The organism is Stenotrophomonas sp. SORGH_AS_0282 (assembly GCF_030818125.1).
GTDB classification, from domain to species: domain Bacteria; phylum Pseudomonadota; class Gammaproteobacteria; order Xanthomonadales; family Xanthomonadaceae; genus Stenotrophomonas; species Stenotrophomonas rhizophila_A.
The window spans coordinates 858,396-882,198 of sequence record NZ_JAUTAB010000001.1 but is presented as its reverse complement, the minus strand read 5'-3'; the positions used below and the strand labels follow the sequence as shown (position 1 = coordinate 882,198).

Here is a 23,803-nt window from a genome sequence, read left to right as displayed (position 1 = left end):
ATGACAAATACAAGGCGCGGGTCGGGGCCACTTGGGCCGGCCAACGGCCGGCGCTACGAATTGTTACGGGCCCATTGGGATCTGGATCAATCGACCGTCGGGATCATTCGATCGGTAGCGCCGGCCGTTGGCCGGCCCAGACCATGCCGACTATGCCGACGCGTATCTCACCGCGTTGCCAATCCACCGCTCGACCACCCTATCGGCCACCGTCGGCGCCTCCACCATCAACCGCTCGGCCAGCGCGTGCACGCCCGGCAGCAGATCCGCGTCGCGGGCCAGGTCGGCCATGCGGAAGCCGGCCAGGCCGGTCTGGCGGGTACCCAGCAGCTCACCCGGACCGCGCAGTTCCAGGTCCTTTTCGGCGATCACGAAGCCATCGTTGGTCTGCCGCATGGTTTCCAGGCGCTCGCGTGCCATCGCCGACAGCCGCGCCTGGTACAGCAGCACGCAGCGCGACACCGCCGAACCACGCCCGACCCGTCCGCGCAGCTGGTGCAACTGGGCCAGGCCAAGGCGTTCGGCGTTCTCGATCACCATCAACGAGGCATTGGGCACGTCCACGCCGACTTCGATCACCGTGGTGGCCACCAGCAGGTCGATCTGCCCGGCCTTGAACGCGACCATGGTGGCCAGCTTCTCGCTGGCCTTCAGCCGGCCATGCACCAGCCCCACCCGCACGCCCGGCAGCAACGCCTGCAGCGATTCGAACGTGGCCTGCGCGGGGGTGGCATCCAGCTCGTCGTTTTCTTCGATCAGGGTGCACACCCAGTACACCTGGCGGCCTTCGCGGCAGGCCAGCGCGATGCGCTCGATCAGTTCGGGGCGGCGATCATTGTTCAATGCCACGGTCTGCACCGGGGTGCGCCCGGGCGGTAGTTCGTCGATCGCCGACACGTCCAGGTCGGCGTATTCGGACATTGCCAGCGTGCGCGGAATCGGCGTGGCGGTCATCACCAGCTGGTGCGGCACGCTGTGCCCGCCCGGTCCCTTGTCGCGCAGCGCAAGCCGCTGGTGCACGCCGAACCGGTGCTGCTCGTCGACGATGGCCAGCGCCAGGTCATGGAAGACCACCGATTCCTGCATCAGCGCATGGGTGCCCACCACCACCTGGGCCTGCCCGTTGGCGACCTGTTCGAGCACCTTCGCGCGCGCCTTGCCGATGACCTTGCCGGCCAGCCAGGCGACCTGCACGCCCAGCGGTTCCAGCCAGCCGCGCAGGTTGGTGAGGTGCTGTTCGGCCAGCAGTTCGGTGGGGGCAGCCAGCGCGACCTGCTTGCCCTGCTCCACCGCCAGCATCGCCGCCAGCGCGGCCACCACGGTCTTGCCCGAGCCGACATCGCCCTGCACCAGCCGCAGCATCGGGCGCGGCTGGGCCAGGTCCTCGCGGATCTGGGTGAACACGCGTTTCTGCGCGGCGGTCAGGGCAAAGGGCAGCTGCTTGAGCAGGGCCTTGGCCAGCTTTCCCGGACCGGCCAGCGGGGGCGCATGGTGCGCCTGCAGGGCAATGCGTTGGCGGCGCAGGCTCAGGTGGTGGGCCAGCAGCTCTTCCAGCGCCAGCCTGCGCTGTGCGGGATGCGTGCCCGCGGCGAGCGCGGCCAGGTTGGCGTCGGGTGGCGGGCGGTGCACGGTCAGCAAGGCACTGCGCAGCGAGGGCAGCGCCAGGCCATCGAGCCAGCCCGGCGGCAGCAGTTCCAGGCTGGATTCTTCGGGCAGGCGGTCCAGCGCCTGGCCGATCAGGCGGCGCAGCGTGGCCGGGCCGATGCCTTCCACAGTGGGATAGACCGGGTCCAGGCTGTCGCCCAGCGCCGGGTCATCGGTACGGCCGAGCACCTGGTAGCTCGGGTGGACGATTTCCAGCCCCAGCTGGCCCGGCTTGGGCGTGCCGAAGCAGCGCAGGCGGGTGCCCACCGAGAACTGGGCCACCTGCTGCTGGCGGAAGTGGAAGAAGCGCAGCACCAGGGTGCCCTGCCCTTCGTCTTCCACTGCTACTTTCAGGGTCGGGCGGAAGCGCATGCCGCGGTCCACCGCGACCACGCGGACTTCCACCTGCGCCGGCACGCCGTTGCGCAGGTCCTGGATGCGGGTCAGTGCGGTGCGGTCTTCATACCGCAGCGGCAGGTGCAGCCACAGGTCCTGCAGCGAGGCCAGGCCGCGCGCCGCCAGCTTGGCGGCCACGGCCGGACCCACGCCGGCAAGCACCGCCAGCGAAGCTTCGCCGGACGGCGCCAGCGCCGGGGTGACCGCCGGTCTGCGTGCCACGTGGCGGTCAGTCGATGACCATCACCGCATCAACCTCGAAGTTGGCGCCCTTGGGCAGGCCGGACACTTCGATGGTGGAGCGGGCCGGGAACGGCGCCTGGAAGTAGTCCTGCATGACCGCGTTGACCTTGGCGAATTCGGCCAGGTCGGTCAGGTACAGGCCCAGGCGGACCACCTTGTCCAGCGAGCCGCCAGCGGCTTCGGCCACGGCCTTGAGGTTGTCGAAGGCGCGGCGGGCCTGCGCTTCGACATCACCGGCACCGACGATGTCGCCGGTGGCCGGGTCCAGCGGAATCTGGCCGGAGAAGTACACGGTGTTGCCGGCACGCACGGCCTGCGAATACGGACCGATGGCGGCCGGTGCGTTTTCGGTGTTGATGATCTGGCGGGACATGGGGTGCCTCGTTATGTCGAACAATGGTGGTCCATTGTATCGGTTTCGATCATTGCCTATTGCCTGCGCACCGACTGGACGACCGACAAGCGCCGCAGCCGGCGCATGACTTCGGCCAGGTGGTTGCGGTCGCGGACCTGGATGTTGAAGGCCAGCACGGCGGCGTTGAAGTCGCGGTCCAGGTAGTCCACACGCTCGATGTTGGAATGGCTCTGCGCGATCGCCGCGGCCAGCTGGGCCAGCACGCCGGTGCCGTTCTCCACTTCCACCACCAGCGCAGTGTCGTAATCGCCGGAGACGGTGGTGTCCCAGCCGATCGGCACCCAGCGCTCGGGCGACTTGCGCAGCTCGGCCAGGTTCGGGCAGTCCAGGCGGTGCACCACGATGCCCTTGCCGGCGGTGTGGTAGCCCATGATCTCGTCGCCGGGAATCGGCTGGCAGCAGTTGGCGAAGCTGACCACGCCGCGTTCGCTGCCGTTGATCAGGATCTTTTCCTGCGAGTGCTTGGAATGCGCGCCGCCGCGCAGTTCGGCGTAGGCCATCAGTGCCTGCGCGGCCTGGTTGGGCATCCAGTTGCCCAGCGCCACTTCGGCCAGCAGGGCCTCCAGGCGCGGGTAGCGGTGTTCGGCAAGGAACGCATCCAGGCGCCCCTTGGGCAGCCGTTCGAGCGAGCTGTCCATCGCCTCCAGCGCGCGGTCCAGCATGCGGTGGCCCAGCTGCACGGCATCTTCGTGTTCGAGCTGCTTGAGCTGGTGGCGGATCGCGGTGCGCGCCTTGGAGCTGACCACGAATTCGAGCCACTGCGGCTTGGGCGTGGCCGAGCGCGCAGTAATGACTTCCACGGTCTGCCCACTGACCAGCTTGGTGCGCAGCGGCACCAGTTTCTTGTCCACGCGCGAGGCCACCGCCATGTTGCCCACGTCGGTGTGCACCGCATAGGCAAAGTCCAGCGCGGTGGAGTTGCGCGGCAGGGCCAGGATCTTGCCCTTGGGCGTGAACAGGTAGACCTCGTCCGGGAACAGGTCGACCTTGACGTTGTCGAGGAATTCGAGCGACGAACCGGCGGCGCGCTGCGAATCGATCAGTTCCACGATCCAGGCGTGCGCACGGCTCTGCGCGCTGTTGGGAGTGTCCCCACCGAACTTGTAGGTCCAGTGCGCGGCCACGCCGCGCTCGGCGATCAGGTCCATTTCCTCGGTGCGGATCTGCACTTCGATCGGCGAGCCGTACGGGCCGAACAGCACCGTGTGCAGCGACTGGTAGCCGTTGGCCTTGGGAATGGCGATGAAATCGCGGAAGCGCCCATCCAGCGGCTTGAAGGTGGCATGCACCGAGCCCAGCGCGTGGTAACAGTTGGGCACGCTGCGCACGACCAGGCGGAAGCCGAACACGTCCATGACCTGGTCGAAGGATTTGTTCTCGTCGCGCATCTTGTTGTAGATGCTCCACGGGGTCTTGATCCGGCTGACCAGGCGGTGTTCCAGCCCTTCCTTGGCCAGCCGCTGCGACAGCTGCACTTCCACCTGCGCCATTGCCTCGCGGCGCACCACCGGCTGGCTGCGGATGTGCTTTTCCAGGATCGCGTGGCGCCACGGGTACAGCGCCTTGAAGCCCAGGTTCTGCAGCTCGCTCTTGACCAGGCTCATGCCCAGCCGCTGCGCGATCGGGGCGTAGATCTCCAGGGTCTCGCGCGCGATGCGGCCACGCGCCTCGGTGCTCTGCGCGCCCAGCGTGCGCATGTTGTGCAGGCGGTCCGCCAGCTTGATCATGATCACGCGCAGGTCGCGCGACATCGCCAGCAGCATCTTGCGGAAGCTTTCGGCGGCCGCTTCCTGGCGGTCGCGGAACTTCAGCTTGTCCAGCTTGGTCACCCCATCGACCAGCTCGGCCACGGCTTCGCCGAATTCGGCGGCCAGTTCTTCGCGGGTCAGCGGGGTGTCTTCGATGGTGTCGTGCAGGATCGCGGCGATCAGCGCTTCCACGTCCAGGCCCAGCTCGGCCAGTACCTGCGCCACCGCCACCGGATGGGTGATGTACGGCTCGCCCCGATTTGCGGGTCTGCCCGGCATGCGCGGAGGCCCCTACCTCCCAGGCGCGACGCAGCAGCGGCAACTGCTCGGGCGGCAGGTAATGGGCTGCGCGTTCAAGCTGGAGGACATAGTCGGGTACGGCCGCGCCGGGAGACGTGGCGACCTTGGCAGAGGGGCCTGGGTTCATGGCTGGAAGACTATTCCAGCGACGGGATAACGGCAAACTATTGCGTACGGGCAATCGTCAAATGCGTCACCACCAACGGGGTGACCTGCCGCTCAAAAGCAGACAGCCCGCACATGGCGGGCTGTCTGTTGCAACAACGGATGATCGGATGGGATCAGTCGTCGTTCTTGGACATGTCTTCGTCGGCGACGACTTCGGCAGCGGCCCATTCCAGTGCTTCACGCTCGGCACGCTCGCGCTCGGCCTTCTCGACTTCGTCGATCAGGGCGTTGTCGATCTTGCGGGCGGCAATTTCGCGCAGCGCCAGCACGGTCGGCTTGTCTTCGGTTTCGCTGTTGTCCAGGGTGGCCTGGACACCGTTGGCCAGCTGACGGGCGCGCTTGGACGCCATCATGACCAGCTCGAAACGGTTATCGACGACTTCCAGGCAATCTTCTACGGTGATGCGGGCCATGCGGGCTCCCGGCAGCCGGCAGGGGCTGCTCATCGAATGAGGGAAAGGGGACGGATTGTACCGGCCAGGGCTGGACAAAATCAAGCCGACCGGCTACCCGCCCCTTGTGAATCAGTCAGTTGCCGTTGCGTCCTGGGTCAGCAGGGCCTGGATCAGGCCCGCGTGGCGGACCTTCTGGGACTCCCGGCGCAGGCGGCTGGCGGTGAAGATGGCGCACAGCTCGTCCACGGCGGTCTCGAACACTTCGTTGACGATGACGTAGTCGAAGTCGTTGAAATGCAGCATTTCCTCGCGGGCGGCGGCCAGGCGCTGGGCGATCACCGCCTCGCTGTCCTGCCCACGCTTGCGCATGCGGTCCTGCAGGGCCTGTTTCGACGGCGGCAGGATGAACACCGTGACCGTGCCGGGGACCAGCTGGCGGACCTGCTGGGCGCCCTGCCAGTCGATCTCCAGCAGCACGTCCTGGCCGGCCGACAACTGCGGCTCGACCGACTGGCGGGCGGTGCCCTTCCAGTCCCCATGCACCCAGGCGTGTTCGAAGAAGTCGCCGGCGGCGATCATCCGCTCGAATTCGGGCGCACTGACAAAGTGATAGTGCTCGCCGTTCACTTCGCCCGGGCGCATCGCACGGGAGGTGAACGAGATCGACAGGGCGATCTGCGGGTCGCGCGCCAGGGTGGCGTTGACGATGCTGCTTTTACCGGCCCCGGACGGGGCGGCCACGATGTACAGCGTGCCGCGGGCCGGTTCCGGGCTCTGGAGGGGCTGGCTGCTCATTCGATGTTCTGCACCTGTTCGCGGATCTGGTCGATCAGCACCTTCAGCTCGACGGCGGCATTGGAGGTGCGGCTGTCCACCGACTTGGAGCCCAGCGTGTTGGCTTCGCGGTTGAACTCCTGCAGCAGGAAGTCCAGGCGGCGGCCGACCGGCTCGCGCTGCTTGAGCACGCGGCGGATCTCCACGATGTGGCTGCGCAGGCGGTCCAGCTCCTCGTCCACGTCGAGCTTCTGCAGCCACAGCACCAGTTCCTGCTCGGCGCGGCCGGGATCGACCGGGTGCGGCAGGTCGGCCAGCCGGGCCGACAGCTTGGCGCGCTGGCCATCGCGGATCAGCGGAATCAGGGTGGTGACCTCGGCGGCGATGCGCTCTACGCCATCGACGCGCTCCTGGATCGCCGTGGCCAGCTTATCGCCCTCGCGCTCACGCGCGGCGACGAAACCGTCCAGGCTTTCTTCCAGCAGGGCCAGGGCCTCGGCCTGCAGCGCGGCGGCATCGACGGCCTCGCCCTGCATCACGCCTGGCACCTGCAGCAGCTCGGTGAAGCTCACCTGCAGGCTGGGGAAGCCCGGCGCCAGCCGGCTGGCCAGCTCGCCGAGCTGGGCCAGCAGCGCGTCGTTGACCACCAATGCCCCGGTGACCTCCGGCGCGCGCAGGCGCATGACCAGGTCGATCTTGCCGCGGCTGCAGCGGTTGGCGACACGCTCCCGCAGTTGCGGCTCAAGCGCACGCAGCTCCTCGGGCAGGCGCACGCCCACCTCGAGGAACCGGTGGTTGACCGAGCGCAGCTCACAGGCCAGCGTGCCCCAGGGTGTGGCGCGCTCGCCGCCGGCATAGGCGGTCATGCTTCGAATCATGCGGGTTTCCGGTGCTCTCAAAGTGCAAATGGTACCCTAGCGGTTCCTTTGGAGCCTCCTCGCCTGCCGGTCCCCGGTCCGGGCGCGGTCCCGCATCCCTCGTCTTACCGGAAGCCATCCATGTCCGATCCCCGTCCCAGCGGCCGCCAGGCCGAGCAGTTGCGCGAAGTGCGCATCGAACGCGCCTTCACCCGCCATGCCGAAGGCTCGGTGCTGGTCAGCTTCGGTGAAACCCGCGTGCTGTGCACCGCCAGCGTGGAAAACCGCGTGCCGGGGTTCCTGCGCGGCAAGGGCGAAGGCTGGGTCACGGCCGAATACGGCATGCTGCCGCGCTCCACCCACACCCGCAACGACCGCGAAGCGGCGCGCGGCAAGCAAGGCGGCCGCACCCTGGAAATCCAGCGCCTGATCGGCCGCACCCTGCGCGCCTGCATTGATCGGAGCGCACTGGGCGAACGCACCATCACCCTGGACTGCGACGTGCTGCAGGCCGATGGCGGCACCCGCACCGCCGCCATCACCGGTGCCTACGTGGCGCTGGTGGATGCGGTGAACTTCCTGATCAAGCGCGGCGACATCAAGCGCAACCCGATCTTCGGCGCCGTGGCTGCGGTGTCGGTCGGCATCTACCGCGGCACCCCGGTGCTGGACCTGGACTACGCCGAAGACAGCGACTGCGACACCGACATGAACGTGGTGATGAACGATGGCGGCGGCTTCATCGAGCTGCAGGGCACCGCCGAAGGCCACGCGTTCCGCCGCGATGAGCTGGACGCGCTGCTGGCGCTGGCCGAAAAGGGCATCACCGACCTGTTCGCGGCCCAGCAGGCCGCACTGGCGCAGCCGTGAGCCGGCGCCTCGCCCTGGTCACCCTGGTGGTGGCCGATTACGACGAGGCGATCGCCTGGTACACGGGCAAGCTCGGCTTCCATCTGATCGATGACATCGACCAGGGCAGCAAGCGTTGGGTGGTGGTCGGTCCTACCGACGGCAGCGCGGCGGCGCTGCTGCTGGCACGCGCCAGCAATGAAGAGCAGCAGAGCCGCGTCGGCAACCAGACCGGTGGCCGGGTCGGTTTCTTCCTCAACACCGACGATTTTTACCGCGACCATGCCGCGATGACCGCGCGCGGCGTGGAATTCCTCGAAGCCCCGCGCGAGGAGCCCTACGCCACGGTTGCGGTGTTCCGCGACCTGTACGGCAACACGTGGGACCTGCTGGAGCCCAAGCAATGAAACTGGTACTGGCCAGCGGCAACGCCGGCAAGCTGAAGGAACTGCAGGCCATGCTGGCCGGCCTGCCGCTGGAAATCGTGGCGCAGGGCGCGCTGGGCGTGAGCGATGTGCCGGAAACCGGCCTGACCTTCGTCGAGAACGCATTGATCAAGGCCCGCCATGCCTGCGCCAGCACCGGCCTGCCGGCGCTGGCCGACGATTCGGGCCTGATCGTGGATGCGCTGGACGGCGCGCCCGGTCTGTACAGCGCGCGTTATGCCGGCAGCCCGACCGATGACGCGGCCAACAACGCCAAGCTGCTGGACGCCATGCGCGATGTACCGGCCGAGCGCCGCACCGCGCGCTTCTACGCGGTGATCGTGCTGCTGCGCCACGCCAACGACCCGCAGCCGCTGATCTGCGAAGGCAGCTGGGAAGGCGAGATCCTGGACGAACTGCGCGGCAGCCACGGCTTCGGCTACAACCCGCTGTTCCTGGACACGGTGCTGGGCCAGACCGCTGCGGAAATGGCACCGGATGTAAAGAACGCGATGAGCCACCGCGGCAAGGCGCTTCAGGTGTTGAAGCAGAAGCTGTCGGCGTTGATCTGAATCGATTGTTGATGATTTCCCGAGGGCCGGCCAACGGCCGGCGCTACCGATGAGCACGATGTCCGACACCGATTGCCACCACCTTCCGGGCGAACGCTGCGACCACGACCACGCGGTGTCGCTGGTGCCGCCGCCGCTGTCGCTGTACGTGCACCTGCCGTGGTGCGTGCGCAAGTGCCCGTATTGCGATTTCAACTCGCACCAGGCCAAGGGCGAACTGCCGCTCGAGTCCTACATCGACGCGCTGATCCGCGACCTCGACCAGGACCTGCCGCTGGTCTGGGGCCGGGTGGTGAACAGCGTGTTCTTCGGCGGCGGCACGCCCAGCCTGTTCCCGCCGGAGGCGATCGACCGCTTCCTGCAGGCAGCCTCGGCACGGCTGCGCTTCGCCCCGAACCTGGAGGTGACCCTGGAAACCAACCCGGGCACGGCCGAGCACGGGCGCTTCGACCGCTACCGCGCGGCCGGGGTGAACCGGATCAGCTTCGGCATCCAGACCTTCAACGATGAGGCGCTGCAGCGGCTGGGCCGCATCCATGACAGCGGTGAAGCCGAGCGCGCGGTGAAGCTGGCCCAGGATGCCGGCTACGACAACTTCAACATCGACCTGATGTACGCGCTGCCGCAGCAGACCCTGGCCCAGGCCGAGCACGACCTGGAACGTGCGTTCGCGCTGCAGCCCACCCACCTGTCGCACTACCAGCTCACCCTGGAGACGAACACCGTGTTCTTCGCACGGCCGCCGCAGGGCATTCCCGACGATGATTCGGCCTGGGACATGCAGGAACACTGCCAACGCCTGCTGGCCGAGGCCGGCTATGCCCAGTACGAAGTAAGCGCCTACGCGCGCCCCGGGCGGCAGAGCCAGCACAACCTGAACTACTGGCGCTTCGGCGATTACCTGGGCATCGGTGCCGGCGCCCACGGCAAGATCAGCTCCGGCGCCGAGCAGCACGTGCTGCGCCGCTGGAAGCACAAGCACCCGCAGACGTTCATGGACACTGCCGGCACGGCCGCGTCGATCGGCGGCGACGAGGTGATCGGCGCCGACCGCTTGCCGTTCGAGTACATGCTCAACCTGCTGCGGCTGCACGAGGGCTTCCGGTTCAAGGACTTCGAGTCGCGCACCGGGCTGGACCGGGCAAGCATCGCCGCGCCGCTGCAGACCGCCCTTGCCAATGGCTGGATGACGGTGCAGGGCGACCATGTGCAGCCGACCGAGCTGGGCCGGCGCTTCACCAACGACGTGGTGGAGTTGTTCCTGGGCTGAGGATGTCGGGAGATCCCTTCTGGCGGGGACCCCGGGAAAACGTTAGATTCTGTGCTCTCAGGGGAGCCGGAACCTACAACGGATGTCTGCGTCCGCACCTTCATCGTCATCCGATCCGACCCGGTTCGCCGGCGTCAATGCGCCGCCGCGCGTGCGCCGCCTGCTGGCGGCGCTGCACGCGCTGGCCGTGCAGACCCTGAGCACCCCGCTCAAGCTGACCATCGTGGAGCTGGAGCGCGAGCTGTTCCGCGACGCCGAACGCGCCCGCAACAGCCAGATCCAGGCCGACATCTACGCCCAGGCCCGGCGCCTGCACGAGGTAAACGCGCAGTTCGCGCCGCGCTTCCTGGACGCGCTGGCCACGTCACTGGCCAACCTGCGCGAACCGCGGGTACGGCACGTGCCGGCCCCCACCGCGCCGGTGGCGGCCACCACGCTGACCCTGGTCACCGACACCGATATCGACCGCGACATCGTGCTGGCCGACATCACCCGGCGCGAGGCGCAGCGCTCGGCCAGTGCGCTGCAGCTGCTCGGGCAGCGTTTCGGCGTGCTCGCCGCCGGCCCGGCGTTCGACGCCGAGGACCTGCCGTTCGGGCCCTACGTGCTGTGCCGGATCACCCGTGAGCTGGGCGAGGAATTCGCGCTGGGCCTGGAAACCCAGCTGGCGCTGTTCCGCGTGTTCGACCGCCAGCTGCTGGAACGCCTGGGCGAGCTGCTGGAACGCGCCAACGTGCTGCTGACCCATGAGGGCGTGCTGCCAGGGCTGGTCTACACCCCGTACCTGGCGCGCTCGGCCACCACGCGGCGGATCGTCACCGGCCCCGAGCGCGGGACCGGCGCGGCGCCCCCGCGCGAACCCGGCGGGGCGGGCGGACGCCCGCTCACCGGCTGGAGCGGTTCTGCCAGCAGCGGCAGCTGGGCGGCGATGACCAGCGAGGTGATCGGCCAGATGGCGCCATCGGCGCCGGCCGCTGCCGCTGAAGCGCCAGCGGATGCCGCCCCGGTCGACATGAACGCCCCGGCGTTGTCGGCCCTGCACCACCTGCTGGACGCCGCCCGGCATACCCAGGGCCCGGCGGGTCTCGGCCACGGCACTCCAGTGACGCCGGGCCAGCCCGGTACCGCCGCCGGCCCTGACACCGGTGGCGTGGAGGGAGCACAAGCCGCGACCGGGGCGTCGCCCCATGCGGAAGTCTCGGGGGCAGGTGAGCGTCCGGAACCGGTCGCGATCTCCAGCGGCAACCTGCACGCTACATTGGCCAAGCTGCAGGCGCAGTCGGCCGGCGTGCGCCGCACCATGGCCGACCTGCACAACGCCCTGCTCGCCCAGATGCGCGCCGACCACGGCCCGCTGGCCGCGCTGACGGTCAAGGACACCGACACCTTCGACCTGCTGGACATGCTGTACGGGCAGATCCACCGCGAGGTCCGCCCCGACGCGGCCGCCGTGGACCTGCTCACCCGCCTGCAGGTACCGGTGGCGCGCGCGGCACTGTCCGACCCGGCCTTCTTCGTGCGCGACCAGCACCCGGCCCGCGAGCTGCTCAACGCGGTGGCCGAAGCCGGCGCCAACTGGCTGGGCGAGGAGGATGTCGACCCGCAGCTGGTGCAGAAGCTGGACCGCGCCGTCGACAAGGTGGTCACCGACTACGAGGGTGATGCGGCGGTCTTCGAAGCGGCCAACGACGAGATCCAGCAGCACTTCCGGGCCCTGGCGCACAAGGCCGAGCTGGCCGAGCGCCGCCACGTGGAAGCGGCGCGCGGCAAGGAACGGCTGGAATCGGCCAAGCAGCAGGCCGGCGCCAGCATCGAACAGCTGTGCGCGCAGACCGCGCCGCCGCGGTTCGTGCAATCGCTGCTGAAGCAGGCCTGGTCGGACGTGTTGACCCTGACCCTGCTGCGCAGCGGCGAAGGCTCCGAGCAATGGCAGGCGCGCGAGCAGGAAACCGCACGCATCGCCGAGGTCACCTGCCAACCACCCGGCAGCGCCGGGAGTGATACCCAGCTCGGCGAGCAGGTCGAAGCGGCACTGCTGCAGGTCGGCTATCACCAGGACGAAGCGGCGGCGATCGCGCGCCGGCTGTCCACCCCGGGCGGTGAAGACGACAGCAGCTCACGCACCGAACTGACCGCGCGCATCCGTGCGCGCACCCGGTTGGGGGAGCAGGCCGAAGGCACCGAAGCCCGGCGCGAGGCGCCGCTGGCGCGCAGCCCCGCCGAGGAAGACTGTTACCGCCAGCTGCGCACGCTGCCGTTTGGCACCTGGTTCGAATTCACCACCAACCAGCAGGGCGACATGCGCCGCCAGCGGCTGTCCTGGTACAGCCTGATCACCGACAACGCGCTGTTCGTCAATCCGCGCGGGCAGAAGGTGGCCGAGCATTCGCTGGACAGCCTGGCCCGGCTGATGGTGCACGGGCAGGCGCGCCTGGTCAGCGAGGGCAAGAGCCGCCTGATCGACCGCGCCTGGCAGGCCACGCTGCGCACCCTGCGCTCGCTGGCGGGCACCCCGGCCACTGCAGAGACTGACGAATGAACGACGACACCCGCCGCGCGCCCCGCCGACAGGTGGCCGAGCAGGTGCCGGTGACCGACACGATGGCCGAGGCGGTGATCGGCCGGCTGGGCAATGTGTCCGAAACCGGCATGCTGATGATCTGTTCGGTGCCATTGACGCCGGACGGCAACTACCAGTTCCGCTTCGCCATCCAGGGGCCGAGCGGCCAACCGGTGCAGGTGGACGTGGGGGCGCACCTGCTTTGGATCGAACAGAGCAATGCGCCGGGCCAATCCTGGGCGGGCTTCCGCTTCCTCACGCTGAGCCGCGAGCACCGCGACCAGCTGCGCGCCTGGATCGCCGAGGAATCTTCGGCGGTGTGAGTGCCGGTTCCGGCACAGCGCGCACGGGCTGATTGCGGCAGAATCAGGGGCTGCATTCCGCACTGCCCTGTGAGCTTCCGCGATGAACCAGCCCGACCTCGCCGCCCTGTATTCCCATCATGTCCGCGTGCTGTGCCAACGCGCCGACGAGGCGCTGGCGCGCGGCGGCTTCGACCACCTGGTGATTCCCAGCGGCACGCTGCACTACCAGGCCTTCGATGACCGCGATTACCCGTACGCGGTGAACCCGAACTTCAAGGCCTGGCTGCCGCTGACCAAGGTGCCCAACAGCTGGGTGGTGTACACCCCGGGCCAGCGCCCGAAGGTGATCTTCCACCAGCCGTTCGATTACTGGCACGTGGTGCCCGATGCGCCCAACGGCTGGTGGGTGGAACACTTCGACATCGAGATCATCCGCACGCCGGACGAGGCGCTGGCGCTGCTGCCACGCGATGCGGCGCGCTGCGCGATCCTGGGCGAGCCGCAGAGCGCGCTGGGCGCGTTCACCCCGAACAACCCCGAGCCGGTGCTCCACTACCTGGACTGGCACCGGGCGTACAAGACGGCGTATGAAATCGCGCTGATGCGCCAGGCCCAGCAGCTGGGCGTGCGCGGCCACCGCGCGGCCGAGGCGGCGTTCCGCGCCGGTGCCAGCGAGTTCGAGATTCACATGGCTTACTGCCGCGCGGTCGGCCAGGATGCGAACGAGCTGCCCTACGGCAACATCATCGGGCTGAACGAACACGCTGCGGTGTTGCATTACACCGACCTGGGCCGCAGCGCGCCGCAGCCGCTGCGCAGCTTCCTGATCGACGCCGGCGCCAGCGCGTACGGCTACGCCAGCGATATCACGCGCACGTATGCGGCCGCCGGCCACGACGAGTTCCAGGCGCTGATCGATGCGGTCGATGCGGCCCAGCAGAAAATGGGTGCCGGCGTGCGTGCGGGCGTGGATTACAAGCAGCTGCACATCGATGCGCATCTGTCGCTGATGGGCATCCTGAAGGACTTCGGGGTGCTGAAGGTCTCGCCGGAAGCGGCGCTGGCCACCGGCGTCAGCGCGGCCTTCTTCCCGCACGGCCTGGGCCACCTGATCGGCCTGCAGGTCCACGACGTGGCCGGCTTCGCCGCAAGCGACCGCGGCGGCCGCGTCGAGCGCCCGGAAGGGCACCCGTACCTGCGCCTGACCCGCGCATTGGAACCGGGCATGGTGGTCACCATCGAACCGGGCGTGTACTTCATCGACATGCTGCTGGACGAAGTGAAGCAGCGCGGCCAGGGCGACAGCATCGACTGGGATCGCGTGGATTTCTTCCGGCCATACGGTGGCATCCGCGTTGAAGATGAAGTGCTGTGCACCGACGGCGATGCGGACAACCTGACCCGGCCGGAGTTTGCCAAGGCGTAACGTTGATCGACGCTTGCCCATGCAGCCGGGCTGTTGCCCGGCTGCTTCATGCATTTTGGCGAACAGCCGGTGCGCATCGCGTGGCCTGAGCTGGGCCGGCGGGTGCGGGTTTGCGGGACACGCCGTGAACCCATCCATGGGGGCTTGTAGAAAACATCCATGTTTTCTACAGTCCCGCAAACCCGCCCCCGCCGACCCTCGACGGTGTGTTGGGGGGCCACGGGAAGATCAACGGCAGTGCCGATCGTTTTCATGCGTCAACGGACGAGGTGGTGTTCCGTGCCGTCGTTTGGGAACCGACGCTACCGCCCCCAGCTCCATTCGCGTACCCGCCGCATAACCGGCCTCAACCCCATTCGCGCACCCGCCGCGTAGGGGCACGCCATGCGTGCCTGCTCTTGCCATCCGCACGCTGCCATCTGTTGGGGGAGGCCGGCGGGCAGCCCCTGTAGGGACTGTCAAAAACATGGATGTTTTTGCCAAGCCCACATGGGTGAAGGCGCACTGCTTGCGAGGCACTGCCTCGCGTGCGACTGAACGCACAGCCGCTGGCGGCTGGGCCGGGGCCCGGAGGGCGGTTTACGGCGTGTCCCGTAAGGGGCTGCCCGTCGGCCTCCCCAGCACGTAGCAACCGAAACGCTGCTCTTGCCTTGGACTCGAATCAGCCAGCAGCGTTCATTTCCTGCTCGATCTCATCAGCACTTCGCGCCAGACCAGCCGTCAGCACGTGATGCCCGCTGTCGGTGATCACCACGTCATCCTCGGTACGGATGCCGATGCCGCGCCAGCGCGCTTCCACGCTGCGGTCGTCGGCGCTGATGTACAGGCCCGGCTCGATGGTGAACACCATGCCCGGCTCCAGCAGCCGCGAATCGCCGGCCAGGCGGTAGTCGCCCACGTCGTGCACGTCCAGGCCCAGCCAGTGCCCGGTCTTGTGGCGATAGAAACGCTGGTAATGGCCGTCGGCGATGTTTCCTTCCAGCGTGCCGGTGAGCAGGCCCAGCCGCAGCAGGCCTTCTGTGAGCGTCTGTACCGCCGCCAGGTGGCCCGCCTCGTAGGGCACGCCCGGCTTGGCCTGCGCGAGTGCTGCCGCCTGCGCCGCACCGACCAGATCGTGCAGCGCGCGCTGTTCGGCCGTGAAGCGACCATTTACGGGGAACGTGCGCGTGATGTCGCTGGCGTAGCCGCGGTACTCGGCACCCGCATCGATCAGCACCAGCTCACCATCGCGGCTGCGCGCGTTGTTGGCGCGGTAATGCAGGATGCAACCGTTGGCGCCGGTACCCACGATGCTGCCGTAGGCCGACCACGCATCGTTGGCTCGGAACTCGCGCTCCAGGTCCGCCTGCAGCTCGTACTCGTGGATGCCCGGCCGCGCCGCGCGCATCGCCACCCGGTGCGCCTGCACCGTGATGTCGGCCGCGCGCTGCATCAAGGCGATCTCCGCGCTCGACTTGAACAACCGCTGCTCGTGCAGCAGGTGGCCCAGTTCCAGGAATTCATGCGGCGGCTGCGCGCCATGCCGCACCTGCGAACGCACCCGGTTGACCCAGCCGATCAGCTTCAGGTCGAACTCGGCGTCGCGCCCGAAGTGGTAATACACGCGCGAGCGCCCTTCCAGCAGGCCCGGCAGGATGTCGTCCAGATCGTCGATCGGGTACGCATCGTCCATGCCGTACTGCGCCACCGCGCCTTCCTGTCCGGCGCGTGCGCCATCCCACGCTTCGCGGTCGGCGTCGCGCTCGCGGCAGAACAGGATGACTTCGCCGTGGCGGCGGCCAGGAATCAGCACCAGCACCGCATCCGGCTCCGGGAAGCCGCTCAGGTACCAGAAGTCCGAATCCTGCCGGAACGGATAGTGCGTATCCAAGCTGCGCACCCGCTCCGACGCGGCCGGCAGCACCAGGATGGCGTCATCGCCCGCCATTTCCATCAGCGCCTGGCGGCGCCCCGCGTATTCGGCCGCGGTGATGCCGGTCAACTCGCGGATATCCATCTCAGTTCAGGCGCTGCCGGTGGCGCACGGCCATCACGCAGTCACCGTGCAGGATCAGCACCGCCACGCGGATGAACTCTTCGATTTCGGCGAGCGCGTCCTCGTCGTCATCGTTGCCGCTTTCAAAATCCTCGCTCGAGGCCTGGGCCAGCTTGGCCAGGTCGTTGAGCGCCTCTTCGCCTTCTTCGGACAGGGTGGGACGCTGCTGGCCCGCACCCAGGCCGAAGCCGCCCAGGAACGCACGCGCCCAGGTGAACAGCGCATCGGCCTGCGCGGCGGTGTCATCGCTGTCGCTGAGCAGCAGCTCGAAGGCGAAATCCCGGTCCTCCAGCTGCGCCACGCTGGCACCCAGCAGCCGGTCCAGCGCATCGCCTGCGGTCGGGGTGGGCAGGTTGTCGTCGGCCAGCACACGGGCCGGCCACTCGGGCACCGGCGCGCCGCCGGCCGCCAGCCAGCCGCACAGGCCTCCGTGGAGCTCCGCGGCAGTAGCGCCCAGGCCGGCCGCCTGGCTGGCCTGGTTTACGTCGTTGACACTCGGAAGTTCGGTCATCTTGGGGCTCGATCTGATGGGTCGGCGGCGCCGCCGGCAACCCTGGGTTGGCAGCGTCACAGTGTATCAATCCGCCCCTTGTCATTATTAGCTTGACCGGCTCCACCCCGCTTGCCTATCGTGCCGGACATGGAACCCGCCGATGCCATCGCCCAATTGCAGGCCTTTGCCGCCCGGGTGGAGGCGTTGCTGGACCGCAACCAGCGCCTGGCCGAGGAAAACCGCAGCCTGCGCCACCAGCAGGAACAGCTGGTCAACGAGCGCTCGCAGCTGCTGGCCAAGAACGAGCAGGCGCGCTCGCGGGTGGAAGCGATGATCACCCGGCTCAAAAGCCTGGAGCAGCACACATGAGCCAGACCGAACCGGTCAGTGTCCGCATCCTGGACCGCGAATACACCGTGGGCGTGGGCGCCGAAGAGCGCGAAAGCCTCACCGCCGCCGCGCGGCTGCTGGACGCCAAGATGCGCGAGATCCGCGGCAGCAACCGCATGGCCGCCGTGGACCGCGTCGCGGTGCTGGCCGCGCTGAACCTGGCGCATGAACTGCAGCAGCTGCGCGACGACCATGCGCGCCAAGGCGTGGCCCTGCAGCAGACGCTGGCGGATCTGAACAGGCGGTTGGACCGGGCCCTCGACGCGGGCTGAACTGCACGCGTTTTTCATTGTTCTGAATTGGCACGTAATTGGACCGACGAACGGGGTATCCGATCCGGTCCGGTTGGCTATAATGGCCATGCGTTCTCTGCTGTGAACGACGGCGTGTGCAAACATTCGCCTTGTCCCTTAATTACGACCACGGGTGCGCGACGTCGCCGGGAGTGCAGGTCCGCCTTGTAGCGGGAAGCCCAATGGAGGCCCAGCGTACCCACTTGAACCCCGGGTTCAAGGTCGTTTCGCACGCATCGTCACCGCGGAGAATGCAGTATTCCTGCAAGAGCGACGTTCCACTGGAACGTCGCTCTTGTTTTATCCGGCCTCAACGGACCCAGGCATGACCGACCCGCGCTCCGCACTGCGCCAGCAGCTGCGCCAACGCCGCCGAGACATTCCCGCCGCGCAGCGCCTGGCCGCCGCCGAACTGCTAGCCGATGCCCTGCTTGCATTGCCCTTCGCGCCCACCCACGGCTTCGTGGCCGGGTACTGGGCACTGGATGGCGAAATCGCGCTGCACCGCTGGCAGATGCGTCTGCCCGACACCGCCACCTACTGCCTGCCCGTGCTGGCCGGCGACACGCTGCGCTTCGCGCCGTGGCGCCCGGGCCAGCCGCTGACCAGCAACCGCTTCGGCATTCCAGAACCCGACATCGCCGTAGGCGACACCCTCGCGCCGGACCAGATGACGCTGGTGGTAGCCCCGCTGGTGGGCTTCGACGCGCAATGCCGGCGGCTGGGCATGGGAGGCGGCTGGTATGATCGCAGCTTCGCATTCCGCAACCAGCGCCCGGCCCCGCCGTGGCTGGCCGGCGTCGGTTTTTCGGTGCAGCAGGTCGATGACCTGCCCGTGCAGCCGTGGGACGTCGGCGTGGATGCGATCTGTACCGACACCACCACGTACCTTCCCCGATAGAACGACGCATGACCGCACGCAAGCGCTACTGGCTGATGAAGTCCGAACCGGACGCCTTTTCCATCGATGACCTCAAGCGCGTGGGCAAGGAACCCTGGAACGGCGTGCGCAACTACCAAGCGCGCAACTTCATGCGCGATGGCATGAAGGTCGGCGACGGCATCCTGTTCTACCACTCCAACACCAAGGTGCCCGGCATCGTGGGAATCGCCACGGTCGCCACCGAGGCGTATCCGGACGACACCCAGTTCGATCCGAAATCGGACTATTACGATCCCAAGGCCACCCGCGAAACGCCACGCTGGCTGCTGGTGGACGTGGCCTTCGAGCGCAAGCTGCGCAACACCATTTCGCTGGACGAGATCAAGCTGCATGCCGACGCGCTGGGCGAAGGGTTCCCCCTGATCGCGCGCGGCAACCGCCTGTCGATCCTGCCGGTGACCGCCGCGCAGTGGAAGCTGCTGCTGTCGCTCGAAAAACACTGACCTTTTCCTTCACGAGTTTCCCGCCATGTCCGAAGCCAAACGCCTCGCCGCAGAAAAAGCCCTCGAATACGTCGAAGACGGCATGATCGTCGGGGTCGGCACCGGCTCCACCGTTGCCTACTTCATCGACGGCCTGGCCCGCATCCAGCACCGCATCAAGGGCACCGTATCCAGCTCCGAGCAGAGCACCGCGCGCCTGAAGCAGCACGGCATCGAGGTGCTGGAACTCAACCACACCGGCGGCCTGTCGCTGTACGTGGACGGCGCCGACGAGTGCGACGGCAACAAGTGCCTGATCAAGGGCGGTGGCGCCGCGCTGACCCGCGAGAAGATCATCGCCGAGGCCAGCGAGCGCTTCGTGTGCATCATCGACCCGAGCAAGCAGGTGCCGGTGCTGGGCAGATTCCCGCTGCCGGTGGAGGTGATCCCGATGGCGCGCAGCCTGATCGCCCGCCGCATCATGGACATGACCGGCGGCCAGCCGGCCTGGCGCGAAGGCGTGGTGACCGACAATGGCAACCAGATCCTGGACATCCACCACCTGCAGATCACCGACCCGGTGGCGCTGGAGCGCGAGCTCAACCAGCTGCCCGGCGTGGTCGCCGTGGGCCTGTTCGCGCGCCGCCCGGCCGATGTGGTGATTGTTGGCGGTGAACCGCCGATGGTGTTCTGATATCCACCGTCGGCACGCCCGTGCCGGCTCTTCTGCGAGGATCGCCCATGCCCTTCATGCGCCTGCTGCTGCCGCTGCTGATGCTGCTCACGTTGTCCGGCTGTGCCAGCGCCGGTGCCAGCCATTGGGTGGAACTGGGCGGGGCCCGCTACCAGGTGGAACTGGCCACCAACGATGAAAGCCGCACGCGCGGCCTGATGTTCCGCGACGAGATGCCCGCCGACCACGGCATGCTGTTCGTGCACGACCGCCAGGAGCTGCAGGCGTACTGGATGAAGAACACCAAGATCGCGCTGGACATCCTGTATTTCGATGATCAGCGCCGCCTGGTGAGCCAGCAGCGCGATGTGCCGCCGTGTTCGGCCGGCGACCGCTGCCCGCCCTATCCCAGCAGCGGCCCGGCCCGCTACGTGCTGGAACTCAACGCCGGCCAGGCCGAGAAGCTGGGCCTGCAGGATGGCGCGGTGCTGACCTTCGGCCCGGGTATCGCCGACAAGCCCTGAACCGGGCTGGCGGGCACGCCCCGCCAGTCCCGGAGTTTTCACGCGATCCCGCTTGAATCGGGCCGGGTTTGTCGCCAGTCTGTGTCCATGCAGGCGCCAATGACATTGCCGGCGTGGGACTCCCTGGCCGAACTGGACGACGAGGCGCTGCCGCTGTTGCCCACGGCGCTGCTGATCGCCCGCGACGAATACCCCGACCTGGACCCGCAGGTCTATGACGCGCTGGTGCAGAGCCACGCCGACCACCTGCGCACCGAGGTGGACACAATCGAGCATTGGCCGCTCAAGATCGCGGCGGTCAATCGCCACCTGTTCGATGAACTCGGCTATGGCGGCGACCATGGCGAGTATTACGACCCCCGTAACAGCTACCTCAACCAGGTATTCGAACGCCGGCTGGGCAACCCGATTTCCCTGGCCATGGTGCAGATGGAAGTGGCGCGGCGGTTGGGCATTCCGCTGGACGGCGTGTCCTTCCCCGGCCATTTCCTCGTGCGGCTGCCGGTGGACGACGGCATGCTGGTCATGGACCCGTTCAACGGCGGGCGGCCGCTGGACGTGGAGGAGCTGCGCGAACGCGCGCGCTCGCACCTGGGCGGCGAAGTGCCCGATGACAGCGTGCTGGCGCAGATCCTGGATGCGGCCCCGGCGCGGGCGATCCTGATGCGGATGCTGCGCAACCTGCACGGCGTATATGTGGAGCGCAGCGAGTGGGACCGCGCCGCGCGCAGTGCCGACCGCCTGCTGAAGCTCGCCCCGGAACAGGACGATGCCCTGCGTGACCGCGGCCTGGCCTACCTGCAGCTGGATTACCAGGCCGGCGCGCGCCAGGACCTGGCGCTGTACCTGCAGCGCAACGGCCAGGCCAATGATGCGCAGTGGGTTCGCGAGAAACTGGTGGAGATGGGTGGCCGGGTACCGCGGCTGCATTGAACCTGGGACGCCCGGCGGTAGAGCCGACTGTCAGTCGGCTCTACCCGCTAACGCTACCGGTCAATCGATCTCGACCATCTCGAAATCGTCCTTGGTCACGCCGCAATCGGGGCAGGTCCAGGTGTCGGGCACGTCTTCCCACGCGGTGCCCGGGGCGATGCCCTCTTCGGGCAGGCCATCGACTTCCCTGTAGATGAAGCCGCAGACAACGCACATCCAGGTGCGGAAGGTGGTGGCGGTGGCGTCGGTCATCGGATAATCAGGCGTTGGGCAGTACGGTCATAGGCCATTGTCCCACTCCCGCCGTTCTACCGGTAGCCATCGATGACGCTCCCTGCTTCCCCGGCCGCGCCCGCGCGCGGCGTGTACCTGATCACCCCCGACGACGCCGATACCGCCCGCCTGCTGGCCCGCGTGGCGCCGCTGCTGGCGGCCGGCCCCACCTGGCTGCAGTACCGCAACAAGACCGCCAGCGACGCGCTGCGCCGCGAGCAGGCACAGGCCCTGCAGGACCTGTGCGCCGCGCGCGGCGTGCCGCTGATCATCAACGATGACCCGGCCCTGGCCCTGGAGGTCGGCGCGGCCGGCGTGCACCTGGGCGGCACCGATGGCGACATCGGCGCCGCGCGCGCCCTGCTCGGCCCAGCCGCCATCATCGGCGCCTCCTGCTACGACCAGCTGGCCAACGCCGAGCGGGCGCTGGCCGCCGGGGCCAGCTACGTGGCCTTTGGCGCCTTCTTCCCGACCACCACCAAGGTCACCAGCAGCCGCGCGCACCCGGACCTGCTGCGGCAAAGCGCGGCACTCGGGGTGCCGCGGGTGGCGATCGGGGGGCTGACGCCGGACAATGTGGCCCCGATCATCGCCGCCGGCGCCGATCTGGTGGCCGTGGTCAGCAGCGTCTTCGCCGCCAACGACCCGGTGGCCACCCTGCACGCTTACCTTGCTTGTTTCCAGGACCCTTCCGCATGAAGCACGACCAGTCCCACGCCCTGTTCACCCGCGCCCAGGAACTGCTTCCGGGCGGCGTCAATTCGCCGGTGCGCGCGTTCAAGTCGGTGGGCGGCGAGCCGTTCTTCGTCGAGCGCGCCGACGGCCCGTACCTGTACGACGTCGACGGCAACCGTTACATCGACTACGTGGGCTCGTGGGGCCCGATGATCGTCGGCCACAACCACAGCGCGGTGCGCCAGGCGGTCAAGCACGCGATCAACAACGGCCTGTCGTTCGGCGCGCCGTGCGCGGCCGAAGTGACCATGGCTGAAACGCTGACCCGGCTGGTGCCGTCGTGCGAGATGGTGCGCATGGTCAATTCGGGTACCGAAGCCACCCTGTCGGCGATCCGGCTGGCGCGCGGCGCTACTGGCCGCAGCCGCATCGTGAAGTTCGAAGGCTGCTACCACGGCCACGGCGACTCGTTCCTGGTCAAGGCCGGCAGCGGCATGCTGACCCTGGGCGTGCCGACCTCGCCGGGCGTGCCGGCCGGCCTGAGCGAACTCACCCTGACCCTGCCCTACAACGATTTCGAGGCGGCCACCGCGCTGTTCGCCGAGCAGGGCGCGGACATCGCCGGCCTGATCATCGAACCGGTCGTAGGCAACGCCAACTGCATTCCGCCGCGCGACGGCTACCTGCAGCACCTGCGCGCGCTGTGCACGCAGTACGGCACGGTGCTGATCTTCGATGAAGTGATGACCGGCTTCCGCGTGGCGCTGGGCGGCGCGCAGGCGCATTACGGCATCACCCCGGACCTGACCACCTTCGGCAAGATCATCGGCGGCGGCATGCCGGTGGGTGCCTACGGCGGCCGCCGCGAGCTGATGTCGCAGATCGCCCCGGCCGGCCCGATCTACCAGGCCGGCACGCTGAGCGGCAATCCGGTGGCCATGGCCGCGGGCCTGGCGATGCTGGAACTGGTGCAGGAACCGGGCTTCCACGACCGCCTGTCGGCGGCCAGCGCGCGCCTGTGCGCCGGGCTGGAAGCTGCGGCGGCGGAAGCGGGCGTCGCGGTCACCACCAACCAGGTGGGCGCGATGTTCGGGCTGTTCTTCACCGACCAGAAGGTGGAAACCTACGCCCAGGCCACGGCCTGCGATACCGCCGCGTTCAACCGCTTCTTCCACGCGATGCTCGAGCGCGGGGTGTTCCTGGCCCCGTCGGCGTATGAGGCCGGCTTCCTGTCCAGCGCGCACGATGACAGCATCATCGACGCAACGATTGACGCCGCGCGCGAGGCGTTCAAGGTCGCCAAGGGCTGAGCAGCCCGGAGGTTTGTGTTCGGCATCAGCCGAACACAAACCTGCCTTTCATCATCGCAAAATGCCCGGGGAACGAGCAGAAGAACGTGTAGTCGCCGCCCTTGCGCAATGCTGCGGTAGGGAAGGTCACGCTGGTGCTCTGCCCGCCGCCGATCACCGCCGTATGTGCCAGCACACGCGGATCCTGCTTCGGCAGGTAGCTGTCGGCCAGCGTCATCCGCATGCCGGCCATCGCCACGGGCTGGTAGTCCGCCGCCTTGGTCAGCACCCAGTTGTGCCCCATCGCCGTAGCCGCCAGCTTGCCGGTGTGGCGCAGGGTCAGCTTCACCTGGCTGCAATCGCCGGCCACCTTGATCTCCTTGCTGCTGAAGCTCATCTGGTCGGTGCTGTCGATGCTGACCGCACACACGCGCGCCTGCGCGACGGGCGCCAACGCCAACCCTGCCAGGATCATGGGGACAAACAGTTTCACGGCGTTCTCCATCCTTCAGT

General features: G+C 68.1%; 25 protein-coding genes, 1 other RNA gene and 1 pseudogene. 17 read left to right on the top strand and 10 right to left on the bottom strand.

The features are described from left to right. Positions 1–150 precede the first annotated feature (150 nt). The 6 genes and pseudogenes from recG to QE395_RS03815 form a co-directional block, all read right to left on the bottom strand. Positions 151–2,262 carry an ATP-dependent DNA helicase RecG gene (gene recG, locus QE395_RS03840; protein WP_249833040.1) on the bottom strand — a complete coding sequence of 704 codons (2,112 nt, stop codon included), beginning with the start codon at positions 2,260–2,262 and terminating at the stop codon, positions 151–153. Between the two features lie 7 nt (positions 2,263–2,269). Then, positions 2,270–2,656: a RidA family protein gene (locus QE395_RS03835; RefSeq protein WP_068853882.1), complete on the bottom strand. Its 387-nt coding sequence runs from the start codon at positions 2,654–2,656 to the stop codon at positions 2,270–2,272. Between the two features lie 56 nt (positions 2,657–2,712). Beyond that, positions 2,713–4,873 (bottom strand): annotated as a pseudogene (locus QE395_RS03830) (bifunctional (p)ppGpp synthetase/guanosine-3',5'-bis(diphosphate) 3'-pyrophosphohydrolase). A gap of 154 nt (positions 4,874–5,027) precedes the next feature. Further along, complete coding sequence (gene rpoZ / locus QE395_RS03825; RefSeq protein ID WP_068853884.1) at positions 5,028–5,327, bottom strand: DNA-directed RNA polymerase subunit omega; 300 nt, start codon at positions 5,325–5,327, stop codon at positions 5,028–5,030. Positions 5,328–5,438: 111 nt separating this feature from the next. Next, entirely contained in the window at positions 5,439–6,104 is a 666-nt protein-coding gene (gene gmk, locus QE395_RS03820) for a guanylate kinase (protein ID WP_093533650.1), read from the bottom strand. After that, positions 6,101–6,961: a YicC/YloC family endoribonuclease gene (locus tag QE395_RS03815; protein ID WP_306987604.1), complete on the bottom strand. Its 861-nt coding sequence runs from the start codon at positions 6,959–6,961 to the stop codon at positions 6,101–6,103. The genes gmk and QE395_RS03815 overlap by 4 nt, the downstream gene beginning before the upstream one ends. A gap of 120 nt (positions 6,962–7,081) precedes the next feature. On the opposite strand from QE395_RS03815, the gene rph reads away from it, so the two are divergent. From rph to pepQ, 7 genes are all read left to right on the top strand, one after another. Continuing rightward, entirely contained in the window at positions 7,082–7,810 is a 729-nt protein-coding gene (gene rph / locus QE395_RS03810; protein ID WP_068853887.1) for a ribonuclease PH, read from the top strand. After that, on the top strand, positions 7,807–8,196 hold the full coding sequence (locus QE395_RS03805) for a VOC family protein (protein ID WP_068853888.1): 390 nt from the start codon (positions 7,807–7,809) through the stop codon (positions 8,194–8,196). The genes rph and QE395_RS03805 overlap by 4 nt, the downstream gene beginning before the upstream one ends. Then, a complete protein-coding gene (rdgB, locus tag QE395_RS03800) occupies positions 8,193–8,786 on the top strand; it encodes an RdgB/HAM1 family non-canonical purine NTP pyrophosphatase (RefSeq protein WP_068853889.1) in 594 nt (197 codons plus the stop codon). The genes QE395_RS03805 and rdgB overlap by 4 nt, the downstream gene beginning before the upstream one ends. A 58-nt stretch (positions 8,787–8,844) precedes the next feature. Next, entirely contained in the window at positions 8,845–10,056 is a 1,212-nt protein-coding gene (hemW, locus tag QE395_RS03795) for a radical SAM family heme chaperone HemW (RefSeq protein ID WP_306990408.1), read from the top strand. A gap of 82 nt (positions 10,057–10,138) precedes the next feature. After that, on the top strand, positions 10,139–12,595 hold the full coding sequence (locus tag QE395_RS03790) for a DUF1631 domain-containing protein (protein ID WP_306987603.1): 2,457 nt from the start codon (positions 10,139–10,141) through the stop codon (positions 12,593–12,595). Continuing rightward, positions 12,592–12,939 (top strand): PilZ domain-containing protein, encoded by a 348-nt coding sequence (locus QE395_RS03785; protein ID WP_249833044.1) that lies wholly within the window; start codon positions 12,592–12,594, stop codon positions 12,937–12,939. Before QE395_RS03790 ends, QE395_RS03785 begins: the two co-directional genes overlap by 4 nt. Positions 12,940–13,021: 82 nt before the next feature. Then, a complete protein-coding gene (gene pepQ, locus QE395_RS03780) occupies positions 13,022–14,347 on the top strand; it encodes a Xaa-Pro dipeptidase (RefSeq protein ID WP_249833045.1) in 1,326 nt (441 codons plus the stop codon). A gap of 661 nt (positions 14,348–15,008) precedes the next feature. On the opposite strand, the gene QE395_RS03775 is transcribed toward pepQ, so the two are convergent. Further along, entirely contained in the window at positions 15,009–16,337 is a 1,329-nt protein-coding gene (locus QE395_RS03775) for an aminopeptidase P N-terminal domain-containing protein (protein WP_306990406.1), read from the bottom strand. A gap of 7 nt (positions 16,338–16,344) precedes the next feature. Then, positions 16,345–16,893: a UPF0149 family protein gene (locus tag QE395_RS03770; protein ID WP_068853893.1), complete on the bottom strand. Its 549-nt coding sequence runs from the start codon at positions 16,891–16,893 to the stop codon at positions 16,345–16,347. Between the two features lie 129 nt (positions 16,894–17,022). Between QE395_RS03770 and QE395_RS03765 the strand changes: the two genes are divergently transcribed. From QE395_RS03765 to QE395_RS03730, 8 genes are all read left to right on the top strand, one after another. Beyond that, entirely contained in the window at positions 17,023–17,244 is a 222-nt protein-coding gene (locus QE395_RS03765) for a TIGR02449 family protein (protein WP_068853894.1), read from the top strand. Then, positions 17,241–17,537, top strand: a complete 297-nt coding sequence (locus QE395_RS03760; protein WP_068853895.1) for a cell division protein ZapA — start codon at positions 17,241–17,243, stop codon at positions 17,535–17,537. The genes QE395_RS03765 and QE395_RS03760 overlap by 4 nt, the downstream gene beginning before the upstream one ends. A 91-nt stretch (positions 17,538–17,628) precedes the next feature. Further along, positions 17,629–17,813: non-coding RNA, 6S RNA (ssrS, locus tag QE395_RS03755), on the top strand. A gap of 70 nt (positions 17,814–17,883) precedes the next feature. Next, positions 17,884–18,459, top strand: coding sequence for a 5-formyltetrahydrofolate cyclo-ligase (locus tag QE395_RS03750; RefSeq protein WP_095363585.1), 576 nt, complete (start codon positions 17,884–17,886; stop codon positions 18,457–18,459). 8 nt (positions 18,460–18,467) lie between these two features. After that, on the top strand, positions 18,468–18,944 hold the full coding sequence (locus QE395_RS03745) for an EVE domain-containing protein (protein ID WP_306987602.1): 477 nt from the start codon (positions 18,468–18,470) through the stop codon (positions 18,942–18,944). A gap of 25 nt (positions 18,945–18,969) precedes the next feature. Then, complete coding sequence (rpiA, locus tag QE395_RS03740) at positions 18,970–19,617, top strand: ribose-5-phosphate isomerase RpiA (RefSeq protein ID WP_093533643.1); 648 nt, start codon at positions 18,970–18,972, stop codon at positions 19,615–19,617. 47 nt (positions 19,618–19,664) lie between these two features. Then, positions 19,665–20,120: a DUF192 domain-containing protein gene (locus QE395_RS03735; RefSeq protein WP_249833047.1), complete on the top strand. Its 456-nt coding sequence runs from the start codon at positions 19,665–19,667 to the stop codon at positions 20,118–20,120. An 87-nt stretch (positions 20,121–20,207) separates the two neighbouring features. Beyond that, positions 20,208–21,053 (top strand): SirB1 family protein, encoded by an 846-nt coding sequence (locus QE395_RS03730; RefSeq protein WP_068853900.1) that lies wholly within the window; start codon positions 20,208–20,210, stop codon positions 21,051–21,053. A gap of 60 nt (positions 21,054–21,113) precedes the next feature. Here QE395_RS03730 and QE395_RS03725 read toward each other — a convergent pair whose 3' ends face one another. Further along, positions 21,114–21,305 (bottom strand): rubredoxin, encoded by a 192-nt coding sequence (locus tag QE395_RS03725; protein ID WP_068853901.1) that lies wholly within the window; start codon positions 21,303–21,305, stop codon positions 21,114–21,116. 72 nt (positions 21,306–21,377) lie between these two features. Between QE395_RS03725 and thiE the strand changes: the two genes are divergently transcribed. Both thiE and hemL read left to right on the top strand, forming a co-directional pair. Beyond that, entirely contained in the window at positions 21,378–22,025 is a 648-nt protein-coding gene (gene thiE, locus QE395_RS03720) for a thiamine phosphate synthase (RefSeq protein ID WP_306987601.1), read from the top strand. After that, complete coding sequence (hemL, locus tag QE395_RS03715; protein ID WP_306987600.1) at positions 22,022–23,311, top strand: glutamate-1-semialdehyde 2,1-aminomutase; 1,290 nt, start codon at positions 22,022–22,024, stop codon at positions 23,309–23,311. The genes thiE and hemL overlap by 4 nt, the downstream gene beginning before the upstream one ends. Before the next feature lie 25 nt (positions 23,312–23,336). Here the strand turns inward: hemL and azu are convergent, their stop codons facing one another. After that, complete coding sequence (gene azu / locus QE395_RS03710; protein ID WP_184127218.1) at positions 23,337–23,765, bottom strand: azurin; 429 nt, start codon at positions 23,763–23,765, stop codon at positions 23,337–23,339. Between the last annotated feature and the right edge of the window lie 38 nt (positions 23,766–23,803).

Excerpts from the sequence above, each read along its gene's own strand:
- QE395_RS03835 (WP_068853882.1), bottom strand. The coding sequence starts at position 2,656 with ATGTCCCGCCAGATCATCAACACCGAAAACGCACCGGCCGCCATCGGT.
- rpoZ (WP_068853884.1), bottom strand. The coding sequence starts at position 5,327 with ATGGCCCGCATCACCGTAGAAGATTGCCTGGAAGTCGTCGATAACCGT.
- gmk (WP_093533650.1), bottom strand. The coding sequence starts at position 6,104 with ATGAGCAGCCAGCCCCTCCAGAGCCCGGAACCGGCCCGCGGCACGCTG.
- QE395_RS03815 (WP_306987604.1), bottom strand. The coding sequence starts at position 6,961 with ATGATTCGAAGCATGACCGCCTATGCCGGCGGCGAGCGCGCCACACCC.
- rph (WP_068853887.1), top strand. The coding sequence starts at position 7,082 with ATGTCCGATCCCCGTCCCAGCGGCCGCCAGGCCGAGCAGTTGCGCGAA.
- rdgB (WP_068853889.1), top strand. The coding sequence starts at position 8,193 with ATGAAACTGGTACTGGCCAGCGGCAACGCCGGCAAGCTGAAGGAACTG.
- hemW (WP_306990408.1), top strand. The coding sequence starts at position 8,845 with ATGTCCGACACCGATTGCCACCACCTTCCGGGCGAACGCTGCGACCAC.
- QE395_RS03790 (WP_306987603.1), top strand. The coding sequence starts at position 10,139 with ATGTCTGCGTCCGCACCTTCATCGTCATCCGATCCGACCCGGTTCGCC.
- QE395_RS03785 (WP_249833044.1), top strand. The coding sequence starts at position 12,592 with ATGAACGACGACACCCGCCGCGCGCCCCGCCGACAGGTGGCCGAGCAG.
- pepQ (WP_249833045.1), top strand. The coding sequence starts at position 13,022 with ATGAACCAGCCCGACCTCGCCGCCCTGTATTCCCATCATGTCCGCGTG.
- QE395_RS03770 (WP_068853893.1), bottom strand. The coding sequence starts at position 16,893 with ATGACCGAACTTCCGAGTGTCAACGACGTAAACCAGGCCAGCCAGGCG.
- QE395_RS03765 (WP_068853894.1), top strand. The coding sequence starts at position 17,023 with ATGGAACCCGCCGATGCCATCGCCCAATTGCAGGCCTTTGCCGCCCGG.
- QE395_RS03760 (WP_068853895.1), top strand. The coding sequence starts at position 17,241 with ATGAGCCAGACCGAACCGGTCAGTGTCCGCATCCTGGACCGCGAATAC.
- QE395_RS03750 (WP_095363585.1), top strand. The coding sequence starts at position 17,884 with ATGACCGACCCGCGCTCCGCACTGCGCCAGCAGCTGCGCCAACGCCGC.
- QE395_RS03745 (WP_306987602.1), top strand. The coding sequence starts at position 18,468 with ATGACCGCACGCAAGCGCTACTGGCTGATGAAGTCCGAACCGGACGCC.
- rpiA (WP_093533643.1), top strand. The coding sequence starts at position 18,970 with ATGTCCGAAGCCAAACGCCTCGCCGCAGAAAAAGCCCTCGAATACGTC.
- QE395_RS03735 (WP_249833047.1), top strand. The coding sequence starts at position 19,665 with ATGCCCTTCATGCGCCTGCTGCTGCCGCTGCTGATGCTGCTCACGTTG.
- QE395_RS03730 (WP_068853900.1), top strand. The coding sequence starts at position 20,208 with ATGCAGGCGCCAATGACATTGCCGGCGTGGGACTCCCTGGCCGAACTG.
- QE395_RS03725 (WP_068853901.1), bottom strand. The coding sequence starts at position 21,305 with ATGACCGACGCCACCGCCACCACCTTCCGCACCTGGATGTGCGTTGTC.
- thiE (WP_306987601.1), top strand. The coding sequence starts at position 21,378 with ATGACGCTCCCTGCTTCCCCGGCCGCGCCCGCGCGCGGCGTGTACCTG.
- hemL (WP_306987600.1), top strand. The coding sequence starts at position 22,022 with ATGAAGCACGACCAGTCCCACGCCCTGTTCACCCGCGCCCAGGAACTG.
- azu (WP_184127218.1), bottom strand. The coding sequence starts at position 23,765 with ATGATCCTGGCAGGGTTGGCGTTGGCGCCCGTCGCGCAGGCGCGCGTG.